Below are 24279 nucleotides of genomic sequence, written 5' to 3' on the forward strand. Positions count from 1 at the left end.
AATATGGCCTACCTTGAGAAAGGTAGGTTTTTTCTATTTTACAGGAGTGCGGTTTAGCACTTCATTGGATCAGGCATCGTTTATGATATAATGCGTTAGAGATTAAGGGAACGGTCTATGAGTGCATGGAATTGTAAGTCCAAAAAGTCGATGAAATTATGAATGGAAAGCAGGTTTTCAACCAATGATGCAAAACGAAGGACAACGATTCCGCTTCAGTGAAGCTCCGGTATGGGACTGGCAGCGGGCATACTATGAACAGAAAGGACTGCACGCTTGGACTGAGAATCAGGTTCCGCAATATATTACGAGTAACCCCATGATTGCAACGGCGTATGCAGAGATGATTTTTGGTTTTCTTCAAGATCTCGCCAACAAAGGAAAGACGGCTGAGACGGTGATCATTCTGGAACTTGGAGCGGGCGTAGGCCGCTTGGCTCACCAAATTCTGCTCAAACTGACAGAGTTGAAAGATTTTGCAGGCGTGGAGCTGCCTGCTTTTCGATATGTAATGACCGATCTGGTCGAAGATAATGTATTGGGCTGGAGAGAGCATCCGTCTATGCAATCCTTTATTGACCAAGGAATACTGGATTTTGCACGTTTTGACGCGATACAGGACACTGAGTTGGATCTGGTAGTGGCGGATACAGTTATTCGACCAGGCGATCTGAAGCAACCTTTGCTGTTGATTGCCAATTACTTTTTTGACAGCATTCCACAGGAATTAATTTATGTCGGTGAGGGTGAGATATATGAGTGTGACGTACTCGTCCAATCTCCAAAATCTCCTCTTCATTCGGAGCCTGCCGAGTTACTGCAAAACATGATACTGAGTTATGAATACCGCCGTGCACCTGAGTACAGTGCAGAAGACTATCCCTATCAAGGGCTTATCGCTCTGTACAAGGAAGAGTTGGAGGATTCGCACATTATGTTCCCGGCAATCGGTCTGTCCTGTCTCGAACGATTAAACAAGTTATCTGAGTCGGGATATGTGTTGATTACTGCGGACAAAGGGGACCATCGACTGGACAACTGGAAGTTTGCTGAGCCGCCTGAATTCGTACTTCATGGGAGTTTTTCTTTAACGGCGAATTATCATGCCATTCAATATGTATTGGAAGGGCAAGGAGCCCACACTCGCTTTACAACACATCATTACAAGGATCTGAACGTTGGATGTATGTTGATGGTGGACGAACCGTTAGGGTACGTGAACACACGGCTGGCGTATCACCGATTTGTTGAACGTTTTGGACCCGATGATTTCTTTAGTATGAAAGAATGGATGGATCATCAGGTAGAGCGAATGGAACTGAAGCAGATTATACCGTTCTGGCGTCTGGGCGGATATGATGCTGAGTTTTTGATTCATAGTGCCAACCGAATTTCGAACCTTCTACCGGATGCAAGCGATGAGGAAATGCTTGATATTCAGTCTGGAATCCACATCATGTGGTCTTCATATTATGTAATGGAGCGGCTAGGAGATGTGGCATTCCTTGCAGGTCAGTTGTTATATGGGATGTACATGTATGAGGACGCCAAGCGGTTTCTGGAGCTGTCGTTAGATGCTGATTCGAGTAAACAGGACTCAGCGGTGCTGTATGACTTGGCCGTGTGTTGTTATGAACTTGAACTGGAAGAAGAAACACTGGCTTACACGCGGAAAGTACTGGTTTTGGAACCTGATCATGAAGAGGCAATGGATTTGCTGAAAAGCTTCGAATGACTATAAAATATTGAAACTTACTTCTCTTCATCGTATTATTAGGATGATCACACAAAAATTTCCTGTATACGGAAGAGGAGATGAGTACATGAAGAAGGTTCTGACCAGTTTGCTTTATCCACTTGCGGCGGTTGTGGGAGCGTTGGGCACGAATTCAGCTGCGGCTGGCGATATGGTACTTTTTGCGAAAGATATAGCTACAGATCGAGGTTATGACGGGCAGGAGATTTATGATAGAATTGAACACAGAAACTCCTAACTACATATCATTTAAACTGTAAAAGTAATTGTTAGATTAGCGTTATTCCAAAGACAATTACTCTTGAAGCGAAGTGTGATGAGCAGGAATCCTGCCTGTACAGCAGCCTTTAAGCCGGTTTCGTACCTGATACAGGTATGAACCGGTTTTTTTCATGAATGGGGGATAAACGTTGAAGATTATTATTGGACAACCCAGGTTGGAACAACAATTGCTGCAGCTGGAGGCGGAATTGAAACAACATCCAGAAGTGGATGTGTTACTCTTTCCTGAGGGCTACTTGAATCAGAATGTGGAAGAGACTAGACGTCTGGCGGCTGTATATGGAACGATGATTGTGTCAGGTCATCGCAGGTTGGATGAACGTCCCAAGGACCGTGCCATCATCATTAACAAAGCTGGGGAGACTGTATTGGAGAAAGCCAAGTATACCGCTGCTGAGGTCGTTAAGGAACAGGACTGGACCATAAGCACATTGTTATGTGACGAACTGGTGCTGCAAGGATTTCGCAATGAGAATATTGGCAGAGTGGATATCATTATGCATTCCATTGGTGTGGGGATGTTCAGTGAAGAGCAGTATATAGAGTGGATTGAAGAAGCACGGTGGATGGCGATACAAAATCAATGCATTGTTATGGGGACCAGTCATGCGGACGGTTCATATCGTGACAGTGAAATTTCAATACCAATCGCCTATTGCATTGCCCCGGATGGTCAAGTGGTCTTGGCGTCCAGAAACGATACGCGTACTCGTTTGATTGTCCTGGAGAAGCAAAATACAGCAGACCTCTATCGTGAAGTATCAGGAAATCATGTGAACATTCAAGTCATTCCTTTGGCATCATTCAACTGACAGAATACACAATGATTGGGCCGGTTAGCTTGCCGTATAGCCCGGTCATTCTTATTCGAATCAACATATGTTATGGCATACCTTGAAATTTAAAGGAGGCCAATCAAATGAGTCAAGTTGGATACGGTTGTGGCGGCAATGTTGGTGGATTTGGCGGATGGACTTCCACAAGCGCAATTCTCGTACTCTTCATCCTGCTCGTAATCATCACTAAATCTTTCTGGCTGTAAGCCACTGTAGAACAAAGTGAGATGATGGTTACGTGAATGCTCCGCTGAGACTTCAGCGGGGCTTTTCTGCGTTTCTATGAAAAAAATGATATGATGAAAGAGATTTGACAACCGAAAACAATGTGCTTAAAATCACATAAGAGACTAATAATAGAGATTGAAGGGATAGCAATGCCGTTTATTCGTTTTAAAGGATTCACAGGACCCCAACTGGAGGAAGTTGTACCCCGTATCACGGAGCAATTTGCGTTAATTACCAATATTCCGCGGGAGAGAATGAAGGCAGAACGTCATGACGTACAAGCCCTTACTCCTTCTCCGGCTTCAGTAGAGATCTTGATGTTCCAACGTGATCAGGAGATTCATAATCGGATTGCTTCCTCAATGCAGGTTATTTTGGAAGAAGCGGATTTGCCTGATGTGCATATTTTCTTCAATATACTGTCACCAGCGTTGTATTATAAACATGGCAAACCGTTGACAGATTACCGATTGGATTGAGAATAAAATGGCTGCTCCGATGATATTCGGAAGCAGCGGAGACGAGCAGATGTGTGCTCGTCTTTTTTTGATTCAATCATTTACTCTTTTATTCGATTTAACCGGAAAGAGCAAAGGGAGGAAATGATGAATAAGGCACCGCCAATCAAATACACCAGCCGAACCCCCATTTGGTCAGCGATCAGACCGAAGACTACCGTAGATATGCTCATGGCAGTGGATAGAACAATCCCATGCGCTGCGTATACCTTGGACAAAAATTCGACGGGCACACTACTCTGAAAAGCAGTTTGCTGTGCAATATCGCGGATCTGATAAGCAGGACCCATAAGCACACACAATACCAGAGCAAGCCAAGGAAGGCTGTTTAAACCGTATGCGATGGTCAGCAAGCTGAAGAGAAGAGAACCTATGGTCATACTGGAGATCAGGTGCTTCTGTATACGAGAGGCCAGGGCAATGGCCAAAATTCCCCCAACAATGGTGCCGGCAGAATAGCTGGAGTTGATAAGTCCCCACCAACCTTCCTCTTGGCCCAAAGCTTCTTTCACAAAAGCAAGCGTGATAGCGCCGATCCAGATGGAGCCTGCAAGTCCTTCAACCAGGTCCATGAACGTTATCAGGCGCAACGACCGATTTTTCCAAAGAATAAGCCAACCTTCCCTTAATACATCCCATCTGGAAGTCGATTTCTCGACTTTCTCCTGAATATCGCGGGTAAGTGAACTGATCGTAATCATTAGCAGCAGGACAGCCCAGGATAAGCTTGTAGCCGCCCAGAATGTTTGTGAAGCGCCCCAGTGCATCACGATGAATCCTGTCATCGCATATCCAATGATCGTCACGGTCTGAGTAGAGAACGAGAGAAAACTATTCGCCTTCACCAGATCTTCTCCTTGAACCAATCGTGGAGTTAATGTGTTTATTAATGGAGATTCCCATCCATCCAGGAACGAGAGGATCGCTGTTCCCACAAGCAGGAGAGGAATGTGTGCAGTGAGATCGGTAAATGCAATGGCGATTCCGGTAATCATCAGTGTTTTGGCTAAAGGAATGCTAATAATCAGCTTGGAGAATGCGAAACGGTTCACAAGCAGTGGTGCAGTAAACCCTGCGACGATACGCGCTGACATTTGAATGAACGGAAACAACGCAGCGTAAAGGACAGACCCGGTCTGACCGTAAATAAACGTCGTGATAACCATGATATATATAACATTAATGAGAGAAAGCAGCGTTTTGGCAGCCCAATATGGATAAAATGCGATGTTCATGCTAAGGTGTCCTTTCCGCAACGATAATTATATATTACGAGGATCGTTGCAAACGCACCACAAACAAAGTTGTCATTTTCCCGTCATTGAAGCAGCAAAAAGCAGCTGTCCCAAGAGACAGCTGCCATTCTGATTTCTATAATTCAAGCCACAACGAGCGTAAAAGCGATAAGCAGCATCAACAGACTGGTCATTCTGGTCATCGCCATATATGGTCTGCTGGGCTCAGCTTCTCCCCGGGAAATCCAGCCATAACGCAAATACCAGCCAAATTTCGGGAAGCACAGATTAATGATACAAAGTGTCATGAATATAAAAAAGAGGGTTCGCATACCCGATCTTCCTTCCTCATTTACATGACCGGATTAAAATTAACGTTTACGTCTTGTGAAAAAGAAAACAAGCAAAATAATAATAATGACGATTAATAAAAATTTCATAAGTGACCCTCCTGATGACATGATAAGTATTTGTGAATGTATTTATCAGATATTACCCAAGGAACACATGACTTGAATAACTATGTTACAATTAATTATATTGTTTTTATATAATCACATACCATCGGGTTATCAATAGCTGAATAAGGAGTATGAATACAACAAAGTTTGGTGAGATGAAGGAGGAAGCATGACTAAATACAATCAACTCGCTATACAATGGGAATTTATTATCTCTAAAATTAAATCTTCCGTGACCGTAGTCGATGCCACCTTGCCTGATTTTCCGCTAATGTATGTAAATGAATATTTTAGTGAATTAACCGGATATAGTGCAGAAGAGTCGATTGGACAGAATTGTCGGTTCCTGCAAGGGCCGGATACGGACCCGGAAACCGTACAGCATATCCGCGAAGCGTTGAATAAGAAGCAGTCAATCAAGACGGAGATTCTGAACTATACGAAGCATGGACAGAAATTCTGGAATGAACTGAATATTGATCCTATTTTCGATGATTCAGGGGAATGTTTGTTTTTTGTAGGGATTCAATACGATATTTCAGAGCGGAAATATGCTGAGCAGCAGTTGCGGATGGCAGCTTCGCTGACAGAAATGAACAGTAGGGGACAGCTGGAGTTCATTGGGAAGTTAAACCATGAACTTCGCACACCGCTGAACGGGATTATGGGCATGATCGAACTTGTCGGCATGGGTGACAACAGTGAGGAGCAGAAAGAGTACCTGGAGCTTGCGCGTCAGTCAGGGGAGGCTCTTCTGAACATTGTCAACAATAGTCTTGATATGGCCAAGCTGGGCAGAGGGAAAATGAGAGTGGAACAAATTGAATTTCAGCCGCTGAAGCTGATTCAACAGATTATTAAAACGCATGAACCTGCGGCGCAGAATAAACAAATTCGTTTGCTCTGTCATGCGGATCTGACTACTCCTGATGTACTCACGGGTGATCCTCTGCGTCTCCGACAAGTGTTGGATAACCTGCTCAGTAACGCCATTAAATTCACGGAACAAGGTGAAGTGCAATTACAGATGGATGTTGAGGAGCGGCGAGGAGATACCGTTATTCTGGTATTCACTATACAAGACACCGGAATTGGTATTGCGGACAATAAAATCAATCAATTGTTTGAAGCATTCACGCAGACAGACATCTCTCATGCACGCAAATTTGGCGGCAGCGGACTTGGACTCACCATCTGCAAAGAGTTGCTCGAATTGATGGACGGTCAAATTTCGGTGGAGAGTATCGAGGGAAAAGGAACGAAGTTTGAGGTAACCTTGCCTTTACTTCGACAACAGGCGATTCCTAACGTGGGATAGTTTATGCAGAACAGCCGTGAAGTGTCGGCTGTTTTTTTATGTTTTTTATATTGTTTAGCGAACTGGCGTTCTGGTATAATGCAAGTGTTGAATGGGGGAGAAACAGCATGAGTAAAAGACGCAGAAGCAGAAAGAGCAAGGGCAGGCAACGATTTAAAAAACAGATATTGACGCTGGTGGCCATGTTAATGGTAGCTCTCTATGCATGGGTTGGGGGAGAATGGTCTCTGGACATACCGTCCCAATTTGGGGGAAACAAGGGGAGTGTAGATCATACTATCACATTCCCGGCAGAGCGCTATCCCGAAACGGCCAATCATATCAAGACAGCAATCAAGGCAGGACATTCGGATGTATGCACCATTGATCGCAGTGGAGCTGAAGGTAATCGGGATTTATCTCTCAAAGGTGTTCCGGTCAAGAAGGGGAAAGATCGGGATGAATGGCCTATGGCGATGTGTGCAGAAGGCGGAGCGGGTGCGGATATCCAATATATTAGTCCCAAAGATAATCGTGGTGCAGGCTCATGGGTGGGAAACCAACTAAGTACATATCCGGATGGAACTCGAGTAAAGTTTGTGGTGAAATAACGACACGCTGTGAATGTGAAAGTAATCGATACAGATATGCCCTGGGGCTTTGAAAGAGTGTGGCATACCGTAAAAGGCAAAATAAAACCAGACGTTGATGCGTCTGGTTTTATTTTATGAATGACGAAATAAACACGTCTAGTTCACGTATAAATACATGAAGTACTTGTTCTCTGTTTACAGATCAGCCGTACACAACTGCATTCCACTTAAATGATGAGAGCGGATAGTTAACAAACGAGTGACTTGTTCCACTTCGTCGAATGGAATCCACAGGCTTCCGTGGACGGTCCGTAAGGAAAGAATGGAAGCATCGGCTGTACGTTCCGGAAATCCAGTTACCGTTTGCCCACTTGTATTACGGACAATAATTTGTTGTTTGCGCCGAATGGCAATTTCTACCTCTTTTTTCATATGTCATTGCTCCTGGTTATGGAATAGTAATCCGATATGTCAATAATTTCAATGGTTAATTTGTCTTCTTTATCTAGTCTATCAGAACTAGGTATAGATTTCCAGATCAGAAATTATATTTTACATAGGTGTAAGGACTTATTACATGTTTTCCGTTTTTGAAGAAGCAGCCAGGGGTTATATAAGGGTAAAAGGAGGGGGACGCATAATGACACAATTGCTGATCGGACTTGTACGCACGGAGCACGAAGCCATTATCATGCTGAATAAATTGAAAGAGGAAGGCATAGCAGATAAATATTTGGGCGCGGTAGCCAAAGAACAGGTCAATCTCGAAATGGTAAGTGAGAAAACTGGTTTGCCGCTACCTCTGAAGGGTGCAGGAACAGATGGAGCATTAGGCGTGCTTAAAGGGGTACTGGCTGGTCTGGGCAAGCGGATGGATCAGACGATGTCTATTGGAAAAGCGGTACGCAAACTTGCAGGCAACGAGATTGGAAGTGAGACGGATGATCTGGTGCTTACCTTAACCGAAGCAGGTGTCTCCGAAGAAGATGCTAATTACTATGAAGATTGGCTGGTACAGGGGCATATCCTGGTAGTTGTGGAATGCAGCGAGGAAGAGGCAGCCCGAATTGCACCTATTCTTCTTTTTTAGTTTAATTTAAGCCTGATTTTAGGTTTCTTTAATGTTGGGGAGGTATTCTTATTTCACACCTCCCTTAATATAGATGGTTTAAAGAAAGTTCGGGACCGCAACTCGAACTTTCTAGGCACTGCTCGCTAACGCTGGCAGTGCCTGTTTCATTTTTTTTTGGATTATTTTATGTTAAGGTATTGCAAAGCTATAAATTTCATGGTAAGATATTTCTTGTCGCCAAGAAATACATACCCATGCCGGGGTGGCGGAATTGGCAGACGCACAGGACTTAAAATCCTGCGGTAGGTGACTACCGTACCGGTTCGATCCCGGTCCTCGGCATCCTAAGAAAAGATCGCATGACACTTGTTAAACAAGTTGTTCATGCGATCTTTTTTTGTTTGAAAATTTTAATTTTTATCACTTTCTGCTGTACCATTCAGTTCATAAACATTAAAAAACGATAATACATATCAGATGACGCCTATGGGGCTGCCCATTATGAATTCCCAGGATCGATGGTGTATACTATCCGTAGGCATAAATTACCTTTAACTTTGAACTTGAATAACTCAAGGTTGCATAACAAACTAAACAATTTAATGGACGGAGGACTCGACCCATGTTGAAACAGCTTAAGCCCTATAAGGTGCTACAGGAACGTAGAATCGAAGAGTTGAAGTCAGATGCGTATCTCCTGGAACATCAGAAATCCGGAGCCAAAATTGTACTCTTATCCAATCAGGATGATAATAAAGTGTTCAGTATCGGTTTCCGTACTCCTCCGGAAGACAATACAGGTGTAGCTCACATTCTAGAGCATTCCGTACTTTGTGGCTCCAAGAAATTTCCGGCTAAGGATTCCTTTGTTGAATTGCTAAAGGGTTCTCTTAATACATTTCTGAATGCGATGACATATCCAGATAAAACGATTTATCCGATTGCAAGCCGGAATGATCATGACTTCCATAACCTGATGGATATTTATCTGGATGCGGTACTCCACACAAATATTTATGATAATGAAAAAATATTTTTGCAGGAGGGTTGGAATTACAACCTGACCTCAGCTGAAGATGAGCTAACCTATAACGGCGTTGTATATAACGAGATGAAGGGTGCGTTTTCTTCCCCGGAACGGATTGTGCGCAGAGAAGTCCTGAATTCACTTTTCCCGGATACTACATATTCCTGTGAATCAGGCGGATTTCCTGATGCCATTCCCGATCTGACTTATCAAGGCTTGCTGGATTTCCACTCCAGATACTATCATCCGTCCAATAGCTTCATCTATTTGTATGGGGATATGGATATGGAAGAGAAATTGCAGTGGTTAGATGAAAACTATCTGAGTGAGTATGATCGAATTGAGATTGATTCTGCCATTCAGCTCCAGCCTGCATTCGGACAAAGAGTGGACGCAGTTAAGACATATTCTGCCGGAAGTACCGAATCAGAAGTGGATAACAGCTTTTTGACCTATAATGCGGTTATTGGAACAAGTCTGGACAAGGAATTAAACATCTCGTTTCAAATTTTGCTGTATGCACTGCTTAACGCTCCAGGAGCGGTTTTAAAGCAGGCTTTGCTGGATAAGGGCATTGCAAAAGATGTGTATGGTACGTATGATGACAGCCTGTATCAGCCCGTGTTCACCGTTGGATTGAAGAAGAGTAATCTGGCAAGCAAAGAAGATTTTCTGGGGACGGTAAAAGAGGTGCTTGAGCGTGTGGTGAAGGAAGGTTTTGATCCAAAAGCGCTGCTCGCAGGTATCAATTCCTATGAGTTCAACCACCGCGAAGCGGATTATGGAAGAATGCCCAAAGGATTAATCTACGGTTTCTCCTCATTGCAAAGCTGGCTGTATGATGTCGATGCGCCATTTACTCATTTGGAAGCAAATGACGTATTCGCCGAGCTCAGAACGAAGATGACCGAGGGTTACTTTGAGAAGTTGATTGATACGTATTTATTGAAAAATACACATACTTCTTTCGTTGCTGTCACGCCGGATAAAGGATTGAACGCACGCAAAGAGGAAGCACTGAAAGCACATCTGAAATCAGTTCAGGCGGGACTGAGTCAGGAAGAGATTCAGCAGCTCATTCAGAGAACCGAGGCTCTCGCCGAGTACCAGAATGCACCGTCAACCAAGGAACAACAGCAGGTGATTCCGACGTTGTCGATAGAGGATATTGAACCGAAAGCATCCACGCTGTATCAGACGGTAAATCAGGTCGAAGGTACAACGGTACTGCACCATAACATCTATACGAATGGAATCGGTTATCTGAGACTGTTGTTCGATATTAAGGAAGTCCCACGGCGTTTGCTGCCGTATGTTGGATTGCTGAAAAGTGTGCTCGGTTACGTCGACACTCAGAATTTCTCATTTAATGAATTGTCGAATGAAATTCACATTCATTCCGGGGGTATTCATAGTGGCATCGGCACGTATGCAAACGCGCATGAGCACCGTGATTTCAAGGCTACGTATGAATTCAACGCCAAAGTACTGTATGACAAACTTGGATTTGCTTTTGACATGATCAAAGAAATTGTGTTTACGTCCAAATTTGATGATTCGAAGCGTTTATATGAAATTATTGCCCAGTTGAAAGGCAACTTGCAGCGCAATCTGATCAGCGGAGGGCATTCAGCGGGAATTGGCCGTTCTACCTCTAAACATTCGGCTGTCGCAAACTTCAGGGAAGCAGTTAGCGGCATCGCTTTTTACCAGTGGCTTGAGGAGCTTCAAGCGAACTTTGAGGCAAGAAAAGAAGAACTGTCGACCAGCCTTCAATCGTTGACTAGCTTTATTTTCAGACCGGAAAACTTGCTTGTAAGTTACACTGCAGATGATCAGGGGTATGCGGGCTTGGAGAAACAGGTATCCGATTTGAAAGCGAAGCTGTTCACCCAGGACGTTGCCAAAGAAAAAGAGGCATTTACACCTGTGCATCACAAAGAAGGATTCAGATCTCCATCTGAAGTCCAATATGTCGTTCAAACAGGTAATTATATCGATAAAGGGTATTCGTACACCGGCTCGCTGCGTGTCTTGCAGGGGATTCTATCTCTGGATTACTTGTGGAACAATATCAGGGCCAAGGGTGGAGCATACGGCTGCATGTCAGGTTTCAGACGTAACGGAGACAGTTATGTAGCATCGTACCGCGACCCGAATCTCGAAAAAACATACAAAGTATATGAAGAGATGCCGCAATACCTGAAGGATTTCAAAGCAGATACACGGGAAATGACGAGATATATCATTGGCGCCATCCAGGACCTCGATACACCAAGAACGCCTTATGGCGAAGGATCATTCTCTCTGGAATGTTACCTGTCTAATGTCACCGAAGCCGATCTTCAGAAAGAACGGGATGAAGTGCTAAGCACAACAGAAAGTGACATTGTAGGTTTTGCGGAAGTGGTATCCGCCATATTGGAACAGCAGCAGCGCTGTGTTATCGGTAATGAAAACAAGATTGAAGACCAGAAGCAATTATTTGACGAAACTCTTGATTTGATCAAGAACTAATCGAATAATGCATCAAAGTCGAAGTGTGAAGTAATAAACATCTGATCCCAAAGGGCGCTTTTATGAGCTGTAATAGCTTATAACTGTCGCCCTTTTCTTGTTATACAGGCGGTTCTCTTCTAATCCACTCTGATGGATCAGCATCTGTTGAAAATTTAGGTGACGGCGAGCATATTATAGATCTTTAACGTGCGCAGATCTTCCTTAGACATTTTTAGCTCGTTATATAACTCCTGATTCTCAGGCAAGGGCGTTCGAGAGAATAGCATTTTTAAAGCGATGGGCATAAAGGGGCGGAAGGAAACACCTGCCATCAATCCCCACTTTTTCTCAGACTCCTGAAAAGATGCCAGAATGTTAATATACAGATTCTCCAGCGGTGTAGCCTGATTTTTCAGAATCAGCGTGGTGAGTGTGTCGTAATGCTCGGTGTGGCCCCAATACATATTTTCGCATTCTTGGTAATTTTCAAAATTCTTGACGTTCATATACATCACGGTTCGATAACGATTCGCGTCCGACTGTGCCATCATGTCAATGACACAACGAATGAGGCTGTTATTGCGCCCGTCATAAAAATACGAATAAAACCGCGTGGAATTTTTGAAAAAGCTGGACGGTACCGTATTCATAAGAGGAGAGGCTTGCTTGGGCTCGATATACAGCAGCTGCTCCACCTGAATGTTCAATGAATCAGCAATTTGATGCAGCGTGACCACATCAAGTGTAATATCACCGCTCTCATATTTGGACAGAGTAGCTTTACTTTTGTGAATCTGATCCGCCAGCTGCTGAACCGTTAATCCTTTCCATTTGCGAAAATTACGGATTTTCTTGCCCACTTCTTTGTTGATGGTGTTCATATCGGATCTCCTTCTTTTAAGTTTCTTAAGAATATGAGAAAAGGTGAAACCCCTTGGTAAAATCAATCTATACGAAAAATATAACACTTTTTTCATGAAAATACCTATTCAGAAGAAACATTAAGATCAATTTGTTTCTTCTGAATAGATTGTATTGCGTTTGATGGAACTTCTGAGCCATGAAATAATGTATCTATAGAACCTCATCCCAGGATGGAGATCAGAGAGAAAGAGGCGCAGAAGGCTATGAAATATGATTTTGATGAGATTATTGATCGCACAGGAACCAATGCCATGAATACGGATGGTTTCCGTCAATATATTTTTAATGCAACAGAAGATATGAAATTTCCCTTTAAGGATGAAGAGTTTATTCGCATGTGGATTGCAGATATGGAGTTTGCCACACCTCCCGAAATACGGGAAGCAGTTAAAGAACGTTTGGACCGGAAAATTATGGGGTACTCCCAGGTGTTCGATCCGGCATACTACGAAGCTGTCTCCAACTGGATGAACAGATACTACGGCTGGTCTTTTCCCAAGGAGCATCTGGAGACATCACATGGGATCATTCCTGCTCTATATGAATTAGTTGAATATATTTGCAAACCGAATGAAAAGGTGTTGATTGTGACACCCTCCTATGGTTATTTTAAATCGGCTGCAGAGCATAATCATCTTGAACTAGTTTGCTCAGATTTGATCAACGAGCAGGGACATTATTCAATAGACTTTGCAGATTTTGAAGCCAAAGCCAGTGATGAACAAGTCACGTTATGTATTTTTTGCAATCCGCATAATCCGTCTGGACGCGTATGGTCAACAGAAGAGTTACAACGTGTGGGTGAGATCTGTCTGAACCATAACGTGTGGGTAATATCGGATGAAATTCACTGTGATTTGCTGCGTACAGGTAAGAAGCATACACCTCTTGCCAAGCTGTTCCCGGATACGGATCGAATCATTACCTGTATGTCTCCAAGCAAAACGTTCAACATGGCGGGCCTAATGTTCTCCAACGTGATTATTGCAAATGAAGGACTTCGAACGATCTGGCAGAAACGGCATTATGGATTCAAAAATCCGCTGAGCATTGCTGCAACACAAGCGGCTTACGAACATGGCGACGAATGGCTGAAACAGCTGAAAACGTATCTCGACGAAAATTTTGCCTTTGTGGATCAGTATGTGAAACGTTATCTGCCACAGGCAGTCTTTCATATTCCGGAGGCTACGTATCTGGCATGGATTGATATTACGGCATACATCCCCTCAAATGTAAACCTGCCTTTATTTTTCGCTGAACAAGCGGGGGTATTACTTGAAGATGGGCATATGTTTGTAGCTAATGGAGGCGGGTGTATCCGTCTAAACTTGGCATGTCCGCGTTCGGTTCTTGAAGAGGGACTTAGAAGAATAAGTACTCTATTGGTCAATAAAGATGAAGGCGTACCCGTTCAAGTCTGAATAGTACAGAATCAAAGCGCATCAATTTGCAGCGTTAGCTATTCCATTGTCACTCTGAATTAACGTTAGTTATACAGGTAACCTATCCCCTGATGTACACTTCTGGTCTGCTGTCCCCGGTTATGTTAAAATGGTGGATAGTCTATGAGTCGTAGGATGCGGCTCACGCAGGTGGCAGTTCGTTATGTGGACTGCACGGATATGTATTCATCAGGGAAAGGAGCCTTTACATATGTTTGAAAATGATTGGGACACGGTACTTCAGGAAGAGACTGAAGCCGAGTATTTCAACAACATTCGTTATGCACTCGCCGCCGAGTACAAAACACAGACCATCTTTCCACCCAAGGAAGATTTGTTCTCGGCTCTTAAACTGACCCCGTATCATAAGGTCAAGGCCGTTATAATCGGTCAGGACCCTTATCACGGAGCAGGTCAAGCTCAAGGATTAAGTTTCTCGGTCAGACCGGGGGTGCGCATTCCTCCTTCTTTGAAAAATATATATAAGGAGCTTCAAGCGGATCTGGGTCTGCCGATTCCGAATCACGGATCGCTGGTTCATTGGGCAGAGCAGGGCGTGCTGCTGCTTAATGCGGTTCTGACGGTACGGGAAGGACAGCCAAACTCCCATCAGGGACTGGGATGGCAGACGTTTACAGACGCTGTTATCCGGGCATTGAATGAACGTTCAGAACCGATGGTATTTATGCTTTGGGGCAGTCATGCCCAGAAGAAAGGGGCATTCATTAACCGGGATAAACACCTGGTGTTGGAGTCTACGCATCCAAGTCCGCTTGCAGCACATCGTGGTTTCCTGGGCAGTCGTCCTTTTTCCAAAGCCAATGAATTTTTGACCTCCAAAGGTATTGAACCGATTGATTGGACGATACCGGAAAACTAGACAAACGGGGGGCGATGGCATTGCGACATTGGGTAGGACGGAAAGTAGCCGTATATCGTGCAACCGGCATACGAGAGCCATTGAAAGGAACGCTGGTCGAGTGGGATGAAGAAGCGGATTGTGTACGAATCGGACCCAAGCGGATCAAGGTATCGTTCGACAATATCGCAATGATCCGGCCTCTGCCTGAAGAGAGCCTTCCCTTGAAAAAAGCGCGATCCGAGGTGCATAAGGTTGGATATGTGATGAAAAAGGCCGTGCAATTTGAAAATGCCATCTATTTCAAATCACAGGTTATGATTTGGCGTCGGGCCAAAATTGTAGCATTATCCACAACGATTATACGTCATGATGATGATCAGGTTGAGCTTGCAGACGGCCGGATACTTCGCAAGGACAAGCATATGTTTGTGGTACGCTCACGACGTGGAATACGATAAGTCCATTGATATTTAATATTCATTTCATGCAAAGATCATATGGATTTAATGTTCGACCTTTATAGTAAACAGTAACAACCCCTTCTAAATGATGTGTACTAATTATGGGAGCCCGGCCGGCTGCAAACGGTCGGGTGTTTTTTTGTCTATTGGTTCTGTTAACCTGTTGTACATACCCATAACATTCATGTTATATATTATTAAAATAGATAAATTGAACTAAATATTTATACGAGAACGTAGAGAGTGTCATCGAAGTGGCAAGTGTAAATATTCTTAAGTTCAATCTAAAAGATCATGAGAAGGAGTGAAACCCATTGAAACGTATATGTGTTTTTGCAGGCTCCAACCCGGGAAATCACCCCGATTACACACAGCAGGCTATTAAATTGGGTAAACAGATCGCCGATAATGGGTACGCACTCGTCTATGGCGGTTCATGTATGGGATTAATGGGTGCAGTCGCGGATGCTGCTCTGGAGCAAGGTGGAGAAGTAATTGGTGTCATGCCAACTGGATTGTTCCGAGGAGAGGTCGTACATGGAGGTCTTACGCAGCTGATTGAAGTGGGAACGATGCATGAACGCAAGGCAACGATGGCTGAACTATCCGACGGATTTGTGGCTCTTCCTGGTGGTATGGGTACATTTGAAGAACTATTTGAGGTTCTTTGCTGGGCACAAATTGGCATTCATCGTAAACCCGTCGGTTTGTTAAATGTAAACGGATATTATGAGCCGTTGATGAAAATGGTTGAGCACAGCGTGCATGAAGGATTCTCCAATACTTCACATCTCAGTCTATGGAGTCTTGAATCTGATCCGGCTGAACTGTTGAACCGGATGTCCTCCTATATTCCGGCACAATTGACCCAGAAGTGGTCTCAGCTTCAGGATAAGTAACTACCCGCTCCAGCGGAAAACTTTCCGATGTGCCCAAGCAAGTTCCCTCTCCAAACATAGTCTATAGTGTACTTTCTTAAAAGAGGGGAGTGTCACTCATGAGCGAAATCAAAGGCACAGGTTACGGTTACGGATACGGCGGCTTTGGCGGTGGAGCATGGACATCAACAGGCGCGATTCTGGTGTTGTTCATCCTGCTCGTTATCATCTCTCGTACATTCGTACTGTAATTCGGTCAGCCATTCCGGGACAGTGACATAGTTGCTGAAGCAATGCCCGGTGAAGAAATGGCCTTTCCAAAGAGACGTCGGTACGGTCGGCGTCTCAGGGGAACGGTTTTTTTGTCTGCAAAAAAAGAACTCCGCCTCTAGGGAAAAGAGAGACAGAGCAGGGCAAGAGAGGTTAGACCGTTACCACAGTATCACCCGGCAAACTGAGTGTTCTCCAGGCAATGTATAGTCCAATAGCAGCCGCAATAAGAGCAAGGATGGCAGCGATAAAAGCCAACTTATCCAGTTGACTCTGTTCATTAATAACAGATGATTGATTACTTGTTTTGTCGGGAACAGACAGCCCTCGAACGGATGCCTTTTTCATGTATTGGCGTGGTCCGGGGGGCGTTCTTGTTTTGCTGCTAGGTTTGCCGGATCTGCTTTTGGCAGAAATTCTGGGTAAGGGAGCTTTTTTGGAGGAAGATTGGGAAGATACAGATCTATTCTTCGTTAGGGGTTTCAATGGGCGACCTCCTTACAGCGGAGTGCAGTTGTCTATGACTGATACTATATTATGTCTGCGTTACAGATTGAGTTCACAAAATGAGTGAATCCCCAGCCCCCAAGATGTTGCCCTATACACGGACAGAGCATACAATTAAACGCTCTGTTAATACAGGTATGACAAACTGCGTTTATAGTGATAATCATAGAGTTAATGTTGAACTCAGGAGGCGCTGGAATGAAAAGATTTGAAAATATTGCCCATAGGGGAGCATCCGCCGTATGTCCCGAGAATACGATGGTGGCCTTTGAACGCAGCTTGCAGCTTGGAGCAACAGGCATTGAAACAGATGTCCAGCTTTCCAGTGATGGTAGACTTGTACTGATACATGATGAGACGTTAAGTCGCACTGCTGGAGCAGAAGGCTGGGTCAAGGATAAATCAATTGAAGAATTGCGTACTCTTGACGCAGGAGCTTGGTTCCATGCCGATTTTGCTGGAGAACGCATTCCATCTTTGGAAGAATTATTTGATCTGGTTCGGGGAAAAGACATTTTACTTAACCTGGAATTGAAAAATGGTATTGTTAGTTATAAAGGAATGGAAGAAAAGTTGATACAAGCGATTCGGGATTGGGACATGGAACAACAGGTTATTCTGTCCAGCTTCAATCATGCTTCGTTAGTGAGATGCAAACGTCTTGCCCCGGAAATTCGCACAGCAATTCTATATATGGAAAAGCTGTACCGCCCATATGATTATGCGGCCAAACTGGAAGCTTCTGCTCTGCATCCCTACAAGCTGGCTGTAACACAAGAAGAAGTTGCTGCTGCACTGGCTCAGGAAATTGCAACACATCCGTTCACGGTGAATGATCCTGCCCAGATGCAGGAACTGATCGACATGGGTGTAATGGGAATCATTACGGATGTGCCTGATGTCTTGGCAGCATTGATTGCGGTGCATAGTCGTTAATTCATTTTAATAACCAAGGTGCTGCATTGGAGTTCTTATACTCCATGCAGCTTTTTTTAGTACAAAAATTCATTTATGCAATAAACATGTCCCATTTGTCCATTGCCAGCGACAGTTAGTTGACATACAATGGTCTATGGGAATGAGAATCAATATCAATATCAGTTTTGTATTAATAGAGAGGTGAATGTTATGTACATAGGATTTGTCTACACCACTCATAACAAGGGTGGGGGCATATGAGTTCGAAAGTTTCACCGGCAAGTCAACCTACGGAATCACCGACAGCCAAAATCCACACTCGTCCCTGGGCTGCCACATTGATCCTGACCGGGGGGATTCTACTGCTCGCGCTGGGTATGGCGTTATCCATTTCGTTTGGGGCCGCAGATATTAAGCTGGGCGTTGTATGGGAGGCCATTTTTAACTTTAATCCTGAACTGACTCCGCATCAGATCATATGGGAGATTCGGTTACCTCGTATTCTTGGGGGAGCGATGGTGGGTGCCTGCTTCGCAGTAGCCGGTGCGATTATGCAGGGGATGACCCGTAACCCGCTGGCAGATTCCGGTTTGCTCGGACTGAATGCTGGCGCGGGATTTGCGCTTGCTGTCTGCTTTGCCTTTTTCCCAGGCATGCCATATATGTATATCATTCTGTACTCCTTCGTTGGTGCAGGACTGGGGGTTCTGTTGGTCTACGGTTTCGGTGCAGCTTCTAAATCCGGACTTACACCTCTCCGGCTCGTTCTGGCGGGGGCGGCAGTGTCTGCGATGTTATCAGCACTCAGTGAAGGGATTGCACTGTATTTCAAAATTGGACAAGACCTCGCTTTCTGGACAGCTGGCGGTGTAGCCGGGACGAAGTGGTCCCAGTTAGAGGTCATGTTCCCTTGGGTTTTGGCGGCGCTTATTGCAGGGATTATTATCTCTCGTTCCATTACGCTGCTTAGCTTGGGAGAAGATATCGCCGTTGGATTGGGTCAACGTACTGGCTTGATCAAGCTGGTTGGTCTGATTGTTGTCCTGATCCTCGCGGGTACAGCCGTGTCCGTGGTGGGTGCTGTTGGTTTTGTAGGTCTTATCATTCCCCATCTCACACGTAAATTGGTTGGGGTCGATTATCGCTGGATTATTCCATGTTCCGCAGTGATGGGCAGTCTACTGCTCGTATTCGCGGATCTGGCTGCACGTATGATTAACCCGCCATATGAGACGCCAATTGGCGCCTTGGTTGCCCTAATTGGGGTACCTTTCTTCCTCTATCTGGCGCGTAAAGAAAGGAGGACTCTGTAACGATGGAATCCTCAACTCTGGTTGGAGCAGAACGCAAAAAGAGAACAAAAAGCACCATTGTCATGATTGTGCTTGGTGCGTTGATTATTACGGCTTTTATTATCAGTATGAATACAGGGTTCACTCGGCTTTCTCCGCTTGAGGTTATGCGGACCTTGTTTGGCGGTGGGACTGCTAAGCAGGAACTGATCTTGTTTGAATTCCGTTTGCCGCGTATCGTCATTTCAGTTCTGGTTGGTGCGGGACTTGCGCTATCCGGTTGTATTCTACAGGGGGTATCCCGAAATCCTCTGGCTGATCCAGGAATTCTCGGTATCAACGCTGGAGCCGGATTGGTTGTTATGTTGTTTGTTTCCTTCTTCCCGACAACAACGGCGGCTCCCGTATTTTTGCTGCCAATCCTGGCTCTGATCGGTGCAACGTTTGCTGCATTTTTGATTTATGTGCTCTCTTACAAAAAGGGAGAAGGTCTCATGCCTACGCGCATGTTGCTTACAGGGATTGGTGTAGCGGCAGGAATCAGCTCAGCCATGATCGTACTAACACTTCGGCTCAGTCCGGAGAAGTATCAATTTGTGGCCACCTGGATGGCAGGTAGCATCTGGGGTTCCAACTGGAAATTCGTAACGGCGTTGTTGCCGTTTCTCATTGTCCTTGTGCCGCTTGTTCTGTATAAAGCCCGTGTGCTCAATGTACTGAACCTGGGTGATCAAACAGCGAGTGGTCTCGGCGCACCGGTGGAGCGTGAAAGACTGATCCTGCTGGCTGCTGCCGTGGGACTGGCCGGATCATGTGTATCCGTCAGTGGCGGCATTGGTTTTGTGGGTCTAATCGGCCCACACCTGGCACGTCGTCTCGTGGGACCAAAACATCAGTTCCTTTTGCCTGCATCTGCATTAGTCGGATCATTGCTCGTGCTTGTTGCAGATACGCTGGGACGCGTAATTTTGCAGCCTTCAGAGATTCCAGCAGGTATTCTGGTTGCCATCATTGGTGCCCCGTACTTCCTGTATCTCTTGAGCAAAACGAAATAGAAAGCAATCATGTGGTATGGTTGCTATAAGGAGGACTTCAGTCCATGCTTCGCCGTTTCTTTGCCTATTACAGGCCTTACAAAAAGCTGTTCATTCTGGACTTTAGCTGCGCGATTTTCGTAGCTCTGCTGGAACTAGCCTTTCCGCTGGCAGTTAATAGAGTCGTGGATGACCTTTTGCCAGGGGGACGCTGGGACTGGATATTATGGGCATGTCTTGCCCTGCTCGCGATCTATCTATTAAACTCGTTCCTCAACTTTGTTGTTACATACTGGGGACATAAGCTTGGTATTAACATAGAGACCGATATGCGTAAAGCGCTCTTTAATCACGTACAGAAGTTATCATTCCGTTTCTTTGACAATACCAAAACCGGACACCTAGTCTCTCGTATGACCAATGACCTCATGGATATTGGCGAGATTGCCCATCATGGTCCGGAGGATGTATTTATCGCAGTAATGACGCTGATCGGTGCATTCAGCATCATGATGAGCATTAACGGAAATCTGGCTGTGTTAACATTTATCATCGTGCCGCTCATTATTTATCTATCTTTGTATTTTGGCAGCAAGATGTCCAAGGCATTTAGCCGAATGTTCGGGGATATAGCAGATTTCAATGCACGTGTAGAAAACAATGTAAGTGGTATTCGCGTGGTTCAGGCTTTTGCTAATGAAGAGCATGAAAAAGCACAATTCGCTGTAAACAACAGCCGTTTCCGTCAGACCAAACTGATCGCGTACAAAATCATGGCCTGGAACTCTTCCATCAGTTATATGCTGATGAAGCTGGTATCCCTCTTTGTGCTGGTATGTGGCACATGGTTTGTTATTAATGGCAGTATGAGCTACGGTCAGTTTATTGCATTTATTATGCTGTCCAATGTGTTTCTTACACCCATTCAGAAGATCAATTCCGTTATTGAGACGTATCCAAAAGGGATTGCAGGTTTCAAACGTTATACGGAATTGCTCGATATGGAGCCGGACGTTGAAGATCGACCGGGTGCCACTACAGTATCTCATCTGCGTGGAGATATCCGTTATGAGCAGGTGACCTTTGGCTATTCGGACCAGGAGCCTGTTCTTAAAGGGATTGATCTGAATATTCACGCCGGCGAAACCGTGGCCCTTGTAGGACCATCCGGTGCAGGGAAAACAACGCTGTGCAGTCTGCTGCCTCGTTTCTATGATGTGCTGGAAGGTCGCATCACGATCGATGGTCAGGAGATTCAAGACATGACGCTGGATTCATTGCGCAGTCAGATCGGAATTGTTCAGCAGGACGTGTTCCTGTTTGACGGAACAGTTCGTGAGAATATTGCGTATGGCAAGCTGGATGCAACAGAAGAAGAAATCTGGATGGCAGCTCGTCGTGCACAGATGGAAACACTGATCACTTCCATGCCGGAAGGAATGGATACGTTAATTGGTGAACGCGGTGTGAAACTGTCCGGCGGACAGAAACAGCGTTTGTCCATTGCGCGTATGTTCCTGAAAAATCCTCCGATTCTAATTTTGGACGAAGCTACATCTGCATTGGATACGGAGACAGAAGCGGCGATCCAGCAATCCCTTGCGGAATTGTCTGAAGGACGGACTACCCTGGTTATTGCCCATAGATTGGCTACGATCAAAAATGCGGATCGCATTATTGTTGTTGCCGAACAGGGAATCACGGAGCAGGGCAGACATGAGGAGTTGCTTCAAGCGGGTGGAGTATACAGCCGTCTGCATTATGCACAGTTTGGTGCCTGAACGTAACTGAGCGTTTGTGGAAGCAATATAAGAAAGCTGTATATAAATTAAAAATTAACGCCTTCATCTACTCATTATCCTGAGTAAGCGAAGGCGTTTTTTTTTTGTATTTTTTTATATCACGTTATGCCTGTTGGCGGGAGCAGCAAATTACGTTTACGTATCTAAGTTAGTGGATGCTTTAAAATACGTGGCATGACTTTGAGCAAACGATCTCTGGTGATTGGGTCATCGAAGTTCCATTTTGCGTTTGTCGTATACGTGTGTGCACGGACTGAGGCAGGTAAATCAGCCCAGCTGGTCTGTTCGAGAAGTTGTCGCAGATGGGCGTCATGACGACGGGGGCTGGAGGTTAATACGAAAAGGCGGTCACCTGCATAATCAGCAAGTTCATGCTTCTGAATTTGGAGAAACCGAACCTGGTTCTTCATCAGTGAGGCCACTCTCTCGGGAGGGGTGAACCCAAGAGGATGATAGAGTGTTAGTGGAAATCCCTGAATCCCCATGACATACCATTCTCCTTCCAAATCAAGCAGTACAGTGGCTGATTCTTCCGTTCCGGTTTTTCTGCCCAGCCGTCTCCACATCTGTTCGTGTTTCTCTTCATAATGAGCAATCCATTGTTCCGCTCTCTGCTCTTCACCCACGTGCTTCGCAATACAGCGCAGCTGCTCGGCGGTATTACTTGCAGGATTAATCGTTAGTGTTGGCGCCACCTGTTCAAGCAATTCTTTCATCGCATCTGATCGATGCTCATAGATAATAAGGTCAGGCTCCAGACCTGCAATAACCGAAGCACTGTTGATCACACCGACATCTTCAATCAGCTGTAATTGATTCCGGTACACGACTTGATGACGGATAATGGTGAGCTCTGCGCCAACAGGTCGAATGCCCAGTGTCAGTATGTGTCCGACCATACTGCCCATTGTGACAATTTTGGGAGAGTGTGATGTCGATTTGGATGGCACAAGCACAAGGTGATCAGCAACGGGTTGAGTCGATGGAAAGGATGGAACAGCTGCATGCTCTGAGTCAGATGGTGCCTGTACGGGACGAGCAGGCCATAGGTTTTCCGAGCGAGTGTCAGGAGAAGTTATAGAAGCGTTCCAGGTGGATTTAAAACTTCTGTCGCTGCGATGCTGACGAACATATTGTTTGGGTGAACATCCCGTCATCTGGCTGAATCGCCGATTGAAATAGTACTCATCGCTGAACCCTACACTGCGAGCGATCTCTCGTAAAGGATCATCTGTACGCATCAACAGGGTTTTGGCCTGTTCGATTCGTAACCGGGTAATATAGTCCAGCGGTTTATACCCCGTTATGCTCTGGAAGCGTGAACTATATTGTGAACGTGCCATACCGGCTTGTGTTGCAAGTTGTTCAACTGTAAGTGATTCGGTATAATGTTGCCCGATATATTGAATGGTGGCACGCACCGATTCATCCGGATGGGGATTTTTGCGAACGGTCTGGGCGTTTTCCAGCAAAAGCACGATCAATTCCTGTACAATAATCTGTTGTCTGAACTGTTGCAGCTCATCTGATGTGTACTCTTCCAATCCAGCATGTTGTTCAAGCAAATGAACATATTGAGCGAACGGCCGAATAGGAATCGGTTGCCCGTAAGGAAAAAGACTGTTCAAAGCAGTTGCTGGTTGATTGCAGCCTCTGGCAAATACGTCAAAAGAGATATGGATTCCGTCTAACTGTTCGTCGCCGGTTAATTGAATCCGAGTCCGGGGATGCAGGAGCAAGGTGGTTCCCTTTTTGACGGGCACAGGGATGTCCTGTATATATAAAGTTCCTTTTCCCGATGTAAACGAGAGCAGAGAATGCTTTTCAAAAACGGAGGAGTTGTTTGATGTCAGCAGATTGCTGAGCAAATGGGATCGAGAGTTGGCATAGGATAAAGACAGAAGTTCCGAAGTATTCTGGGCCGGTCGTCTCAACACGGAATCCTCTTTTCATGGCGTATTTATTGAGAATAGTTATCAATTATAGTTGATTGTATATAAAGAATCGTTTTTTTTCAATGGCAAATAACCGGAGGGCTCCTGTGTCCAGGGAATGCTCCGGTCATAAGTGGAGGGCAATAGT

Annotated in this window: 24 protein-coding genes and 1 tRNA gene; 19 read left to right on the forward strand and 6 right to left on the reverse strand. The window is 45.0% G+C overall.

The features are described from left to right. Positions 1-184 precede the first annotated feature (184 nt). The 5 genes from CS562_RS24755 to CS562_RS24770 all read left to right on the forward strand — a co-directional run bounded on the left by CS562_RS24755 (position 185) and on the right by CS562_RS24770 (position 3581). Positions 185-1735, forward strand: coding sequence for a hypothetical protein (locus CS562_RS24755; RefSeq protein ID WP_076288157.1), 1551 nt, complete (start codon positions 185-187; stop codon positions 1733-1735). Between the two features lie 88 nt (positions 1736-1823). Further along, entirely contained in the window at positions 1824-1994 is a 171-nt protein-coding gene (locus CS562_RS33075; protein ID WP_180287213.1) for a hypothetical protein, read from the forward strand. Positions 1995-2166: 172 nt separating this feature from the next. Next, positions 2167-2850: a hypothetical protein gene (locus CS562_RS24760; RefSeq protein WP_179087131.1), complete on the forward strand. Its 684-nt coding sequence runs from the start codon at positions 2167-2169 to the stop codon at positions 2848-2850. Between the two features lie 107 nt (positions 2851-2957). Then, positions 2958-3080, forward strand: coding sequence for a sporulation protein YjcZ (locus tag CS562_RS24765; RefSeq protein WP_083678795.1), 123 nt, complete (start codon positions 2958-2960; stop codon positions 3078-3080). A 171-nt stretch (positions 3081-3251) separates the two neighbouring features. Further along, positions 3252-3581 carry a DUF1904 family protein gene (locus tag CS562_RS24770; RefSeq protein WP_099858486.1) on the forward strand — a complete coding sequence of 110 codons (330 nt, stop codon included), beginning with the start codon at positions 3252-3254 and terminating at the stop codon, positions 3579-3581. Between the two features lie 80 nt (positions 3582-3661). Here the strand turns inward: CS562_RS24770 and CS562_RS24775 are convergent, their stop codons facing one another. Together CS562_RS24775 and CS562_RS33080 are read right to left on the reverse strand one after the other, a co-directional pair. After that, positions 3662-4855, reverse strand: a complete 1194-nt coding sequence (locus CS562_RS24775; RefSeq protein ID WP_099858487.1) for an MFS transporter — start codon at positions 4853-4855, stop codon at positions 3662-3664. A gap of 143 nt (positions 4856-4998) precedes the next feature. Beyond that, positions 4999-5187: a DUF6199 family natural product biosynthesis protein gene (locus CS562_RS33080; RefSeq protein WP_053784205.1), complete on the reverse strand. Its 189-nt coding sequence runs from the start codon at positions 5185-5187 to the stop codon at positions 4999-5001. 298 nt (positions 5188-5485) lie between these two features. Here CS562_RS33080 and CS562_RS24785 point away from each other — a divergent pair, with 298 nt between their 5' ends. Both CS562_RS24785 and CS562_RS24790 read left to right on the forward strand, forming a co-directional pair. Next, positions 5486-6634: a sensor histidine kinase gene (locus tag CS562_RS24785; protein ID WP_099858488.1), complete on the forward strand. Its 1149-nt coding sequence runs from the start codon at positions 5486-5488 to the stop codon at positions 6632-6634. 107 nt (positions 6635-6741) lie between these two features. Continuing rightward, positions 6742-7224, forward strand: coding sequence for a NucA/NucB deoxyribonuclease domain-containing protein (locus CS562_RS24790; protein WP_257219597.1), 483 nt, complete (start codon positions 6742-6744; stop codon positions 7222-7224). 177 nt (positions 7225-7401) lie between these two features. Here CS562_RS24790 and CS562_RS24795 read toward each other — a convergent pair whose 3' ends face one another. Then, the gene (locus CS562_RS24795) at positions 7402-7638 is read right to left on the reverse strand and encodes a hypothetical protein (protein ID WP_099858489.1); all 237 of its coding nucleotides are present in this window, start codon (positions 7636-7638) and stop codon (positions 7402-7404) included. A 208-nt stretch (positions 7639-7846) separates the two neighbouring features. Between CS562_RS24795 and CS562_RS24800 the strand changes: the two genes are divergently transcribed. The 3 genes from CS562_RS24800 to CS562_RS24810 all read left to right on the forward strand — a co-directional run bounded on the left by CS562_RS24800 (position 7847) and on the right by CS562_RS24810 (position 11822). Beyond that, positions 7847-8296 carry a general stress protein gene (locus CS562_RS24800; protein WP_163755261.1) on the forward strand — a complete coding sequence of 150 codons (450 nt, stop codon included), beginning with the start codon at positions 7847-7849 and terminating at the stop codon, positions 8294-8296. A gap of 238 nt (positions 8297-8534) precedes the next feature. After that, a tRNA-Leu gene (locus CS562_RS24805) sits at positions 8535-8620 on the forward strand. Between the two features lie 280 nt (positions 8621-8900). Further along, a complete protein-coding gene (locus CS562_RS24810; protein WP_099858491.1) occupies positions 8901-11822 on the forward strand; it encodes an insulinase family protein in 2922 nt (973 codons plus the stop codon). A 155-nt stretch (positions 11823-11977) separates the two neighbouring features. On the opposite strand, the gene CS562_RS24815 is transcribed toward CS562_RS24810, so the two are convergent. After that, positions 11978-12685: a helix-turn-helix domain-containing protein gene (locus CS562_RS24815; protein WP_072735384.1), complete on the reverse strand. Its 708-nt coding sequence runs from the start codon at positions 12683-12685 to the stop codon at positions 11978-11980. A 246-nt stretch (positions 12686-12931) separates the two neighbouring features. Between CS562_RS24815 and CS562_RS24820 the strand changes: the two genes are divergently transcribed. From CS562_RS24820 to CS562_RS33210, 5 genes are all read left to right on the forward strand, one after another. Continuing rightward, positions 12932-14152 (forward strand): MalY/PatB family protein, encoded by a 1221-nt coding sequence (locus tag CS562_RS24820; RefSeq protein ID WP_099858492.1) that lies wholly within the window; start codon positions 12932-12934, stop codon positions 14150-14152. Between the two features lie 232 nt (positions 14153-14384). Continuing rightward, positions 14385-15053, forward strand: coding sequence for a uracil-DNA glycosylase (gene ung / locus CS562_RS24825; RefSeq protein WP_099858511.1), 669 nt, complete (start codon positions 14385-14387; stop codon positions 15051-15053). Between the two features lie 20 nt (positions 15054-15073). Further along, complete coding sequence (locus CS562_RS24830; protein ID WP_064636507.1) at positions 15074-15493, forward strand: hypothetical protein; 420 nt, start codon at positions 15074-15076, stop codon at positions 15491-15493. Positions 15494-15810: 317 nt separating this feature from the next. Further along, positions 15811-16395: an LOG family protein gene (locus CS562_RS24835; RefSeq protein WP_076288178.1), complete on the forward strand. Its 585-nt coding sequence runs from the start codon at positions 15811-15813 to the stop codon at positions 16393-16395. Positions 16396-16493: 98 nt separating this feature from the next. Beyond that, the gene (locus CS562_RS33210; RefSeq protein WP_211754062.1) at positions 16494-16625 is read left to right on the forward strand and encodes a YjcZ family sporulation protein; all 132 of its coding nucleotides are present in this window, start codon (positions 16494-16496) and stop codon (positions 16623-16625) included. Between the two features lie 172 nt (positions 16626-16797). On the opposite strand, the gene CS562_RS24840 is transcribed toward CS562_RS33210, so the two are convergent. Further along, positions 16798-17130 (reverse strand): hypothetical protein, encoded by a 333-nt coding sequence (locus tag CS562_RS24840; protein ID WP_076288179.1) that lies wholly within the window; start codon positions 17128-17130, stop codon positions 16798-16800. 219 nt (positions 17131-17349) lie between these two features. Here CS562_RS24840 and CS562_RS24845 point away from each other — a divergent pair, with 219 nt between their 5' ends. From CS562_RS24845 to CS562_RS24860, 4 genes are all read left to right on the forward strand, one after another. Continuing rightward, the gene (locus tag CS562_RS24845; RefSeq protein WP_099858493.1) at positions 17350-18087 is read left to right on the forward strand and encodes a glycerophosphodiester phosphodiesterase; all 738 of its coding nucleotides are present in this window, start codon (positions 17350-17352) and stop codon (positions 18085-18087) included. Between the two features lie 239 nt (positions 18088-18326). Further along, the gene (locus tag CS562_RS24850; RefSeq protein WP_063565538.1) at positions 18327-19382 is read left to right on the forward strand and encodes a FecCD family ABC transporter permease; all 1056 of its coding nucleotides are present in this window, start codon (positions 18327-18329) and stop codon (positions 19380-19382) included. Between the two features lie 2 nt (positions 19383-19384). Further along, positions 19385-20416, forward strand: a complete 1032-nt coding sequence (locus CS562_RS24855; RefSeq protein WP_024631187.1) for a FecCD family ABC transporter permease — start codon at positions 19385-19387, stop codon at positions 20414-20416. Between the two features lie 44 nt (positions 20417-20460). Beyond that, positions 20461-22176, forward strand: a complete 1716-nt coding sequence (locus tag CS562_RS24860) for an ABC transporter ATP-binding protein (RefSeq protein WP_099858494.1) — start codon at positions 20461-20463, stop codon at positions 22174-22176. Between the two features lie 164 nt (positions 22177-22340). Here CS562_RS24860 and CS562_RS24865 read toward each other — a convergent pair whose 3' ends face one another. Next, positions 22341-24134 carry an AraC family transcriptional regulator gene (locus CS562_RS24865; protein ID WP_099858495.1) on the reverse strand — a complete coding sequence of 598 codons (1794 nt, stop codon included), beginning with the start codon at positions 24132-24134 and terminating at the stop codon, positions 22341-22343. Positions 24135-24279: the final 145 nt, after the last annotated feature.

The organism is Paenibacillus sp. LK1 (genome assembly GCF_002750415.1).
GTDB lineage: Bacteria > Bacillota > Bacilli > Paenibacillales > Paenibacillaceae > Paenibacillus > Paenibacillus taichungensis.

What these genes read in the sequence shown, in the direction of transcription:
- CS562_RS24820 (WP_099858492.1), top strand. Translation starts at nt 12,932, where the DNA reads ATGAAATATGATTTTGATGAGATTATTGATCGCACAGGAACCAATGCC.
- CS562_RS24770 (WP_099858486.1), top strand. Translation starts at nt 3,252, where the DNA reads ATGCCGTTTATTCGTTTTAAAGGATTCACAGGACCCCAACTGGAGGAA.
- CS562_RS24790 (WP_257219597.1), top strand. Translation starts at nt 6,742, where the DNA reads ATGAGTAAAAGACGCAGAAGCAGAAAGAGCAAGGGCAGGCAACGATTT.
- CS562_RS24850 (WP_063565538.1), top strand. Translation starts at nt 18,327, where the DNA reads ATGAGTTCGAAAGTTTCACCGGCAAGTCAACCTACGGAATCACCGACA.
- CS562_RS33075 (WP_180287213.1), top strand. Translation starts at nt 1,824, where the DNA reads ATGAAGAAGGTTCTGACCAGTTTGCTTTATCCACTTGCGGCGGTTGTG.
- CS562_RS24815 (WP_072735384.1), bottom strand. Translation starts at nt 12,685, where the DNA reads ATGAACACCATCAACAAAGAAGTGGGCAAGAAAATCCGTAATTTTCGC.
- CS562_RS33210 (WP_211754062.1), top strand. Translation starts at nt 16,494, where the DNA reads ATGAGCGAAATCAAAGGCACAGGTTACGGTTACGGATACGGCGGCTTT.
- CS562_RS24795 (WP_099858489.1), bottom strand. Translation starts at nt 7,638, where the DNA reads ATGAAAAAAGAGGTAGAAATTGCCATTCGGCGCAAACAACAAATTATT.
- CS562_RS24860 (WP_099858494.1), top strand. Translation starts at nt 20,461, where the DNA reads ATGCTTCGCCGTTTCTTTGCCTATTACAGGCCTTACAAAAAGCTGTTC.
- CS562_RS24755 (WP_076288157.1), top strand. Translation starts at nt 185, where the DNA reads ATGATGCAAAACGAAGGACAACGATTCCGCTTCAGTGAAGCTCCGGTA.
- CS562_RS24855 (WP_024631187.1), top strand. Translation starts at nt 19,385, where the DNA reads ATGGAATCCTCAACTCTGGTTGGAGCAGAACGCAAAAAGAGAACAAAA.
- CS562_RS24785 (WP_099858488.1), top strand. Translation starts at nt 5,486, where the DNA reads ATGACTAAATACAATCAACTCGCTATACAATGGGAATTTATTATCTCT.
- CS562_RS24765 (WP_083678795.1), top strand. Translation starts at nt 2,958, where the DNA reads ATGAGTCAAGTTGGATACGGTTGTGGCGGCAATGTTGGTGGATTTGGC.
- CS562_RS24800 (WP_163755261.1), top strand. Translation starts at nt 7,847, where the DNA reads ATGACACAATTGCTGATCGGACTTGTACGCACGGAGCACGAAGCCATT.
- ung (WP_099858511.1), top strand. Translation starts at nt 14,385, where the DNA reads ATGTTTGAAAATGATTGGGACACGGTACTTCAGGAAGAGACTGAAGCC.
- CS562_RS24810 (WP_099858491.1), top strand. Translation starts at nt 8,901, where the DNA reads ATGTTGAAACAGCTTAAGCCCTATAAGGTGCTACAGGAACGTAGAATC.
- CS562_RS33080 (WP_053784205.1), bottom strand. Translation starts at nt 5,187, where the DNA reads ATGCGAACCCTCTTTTTTATATTCATGACACTTTGTATCATTAATCTG.
- CS562_RS24775 (WP_099858487.1), bottom strand. Translation starts at nt 4,855, where the DNA reads ATGAACATCGCATTTTATCCATATTGGGCTGCCAAAACGCTGCTTTCT.
- CS562_RS24845 (WP_099858493.1), top strand. Translation starts at nt 17,350, where the DNA reads ATGAAAAGATTTGAAAATATTGCCCATAGGGGAGCATCCGCCGTATGT.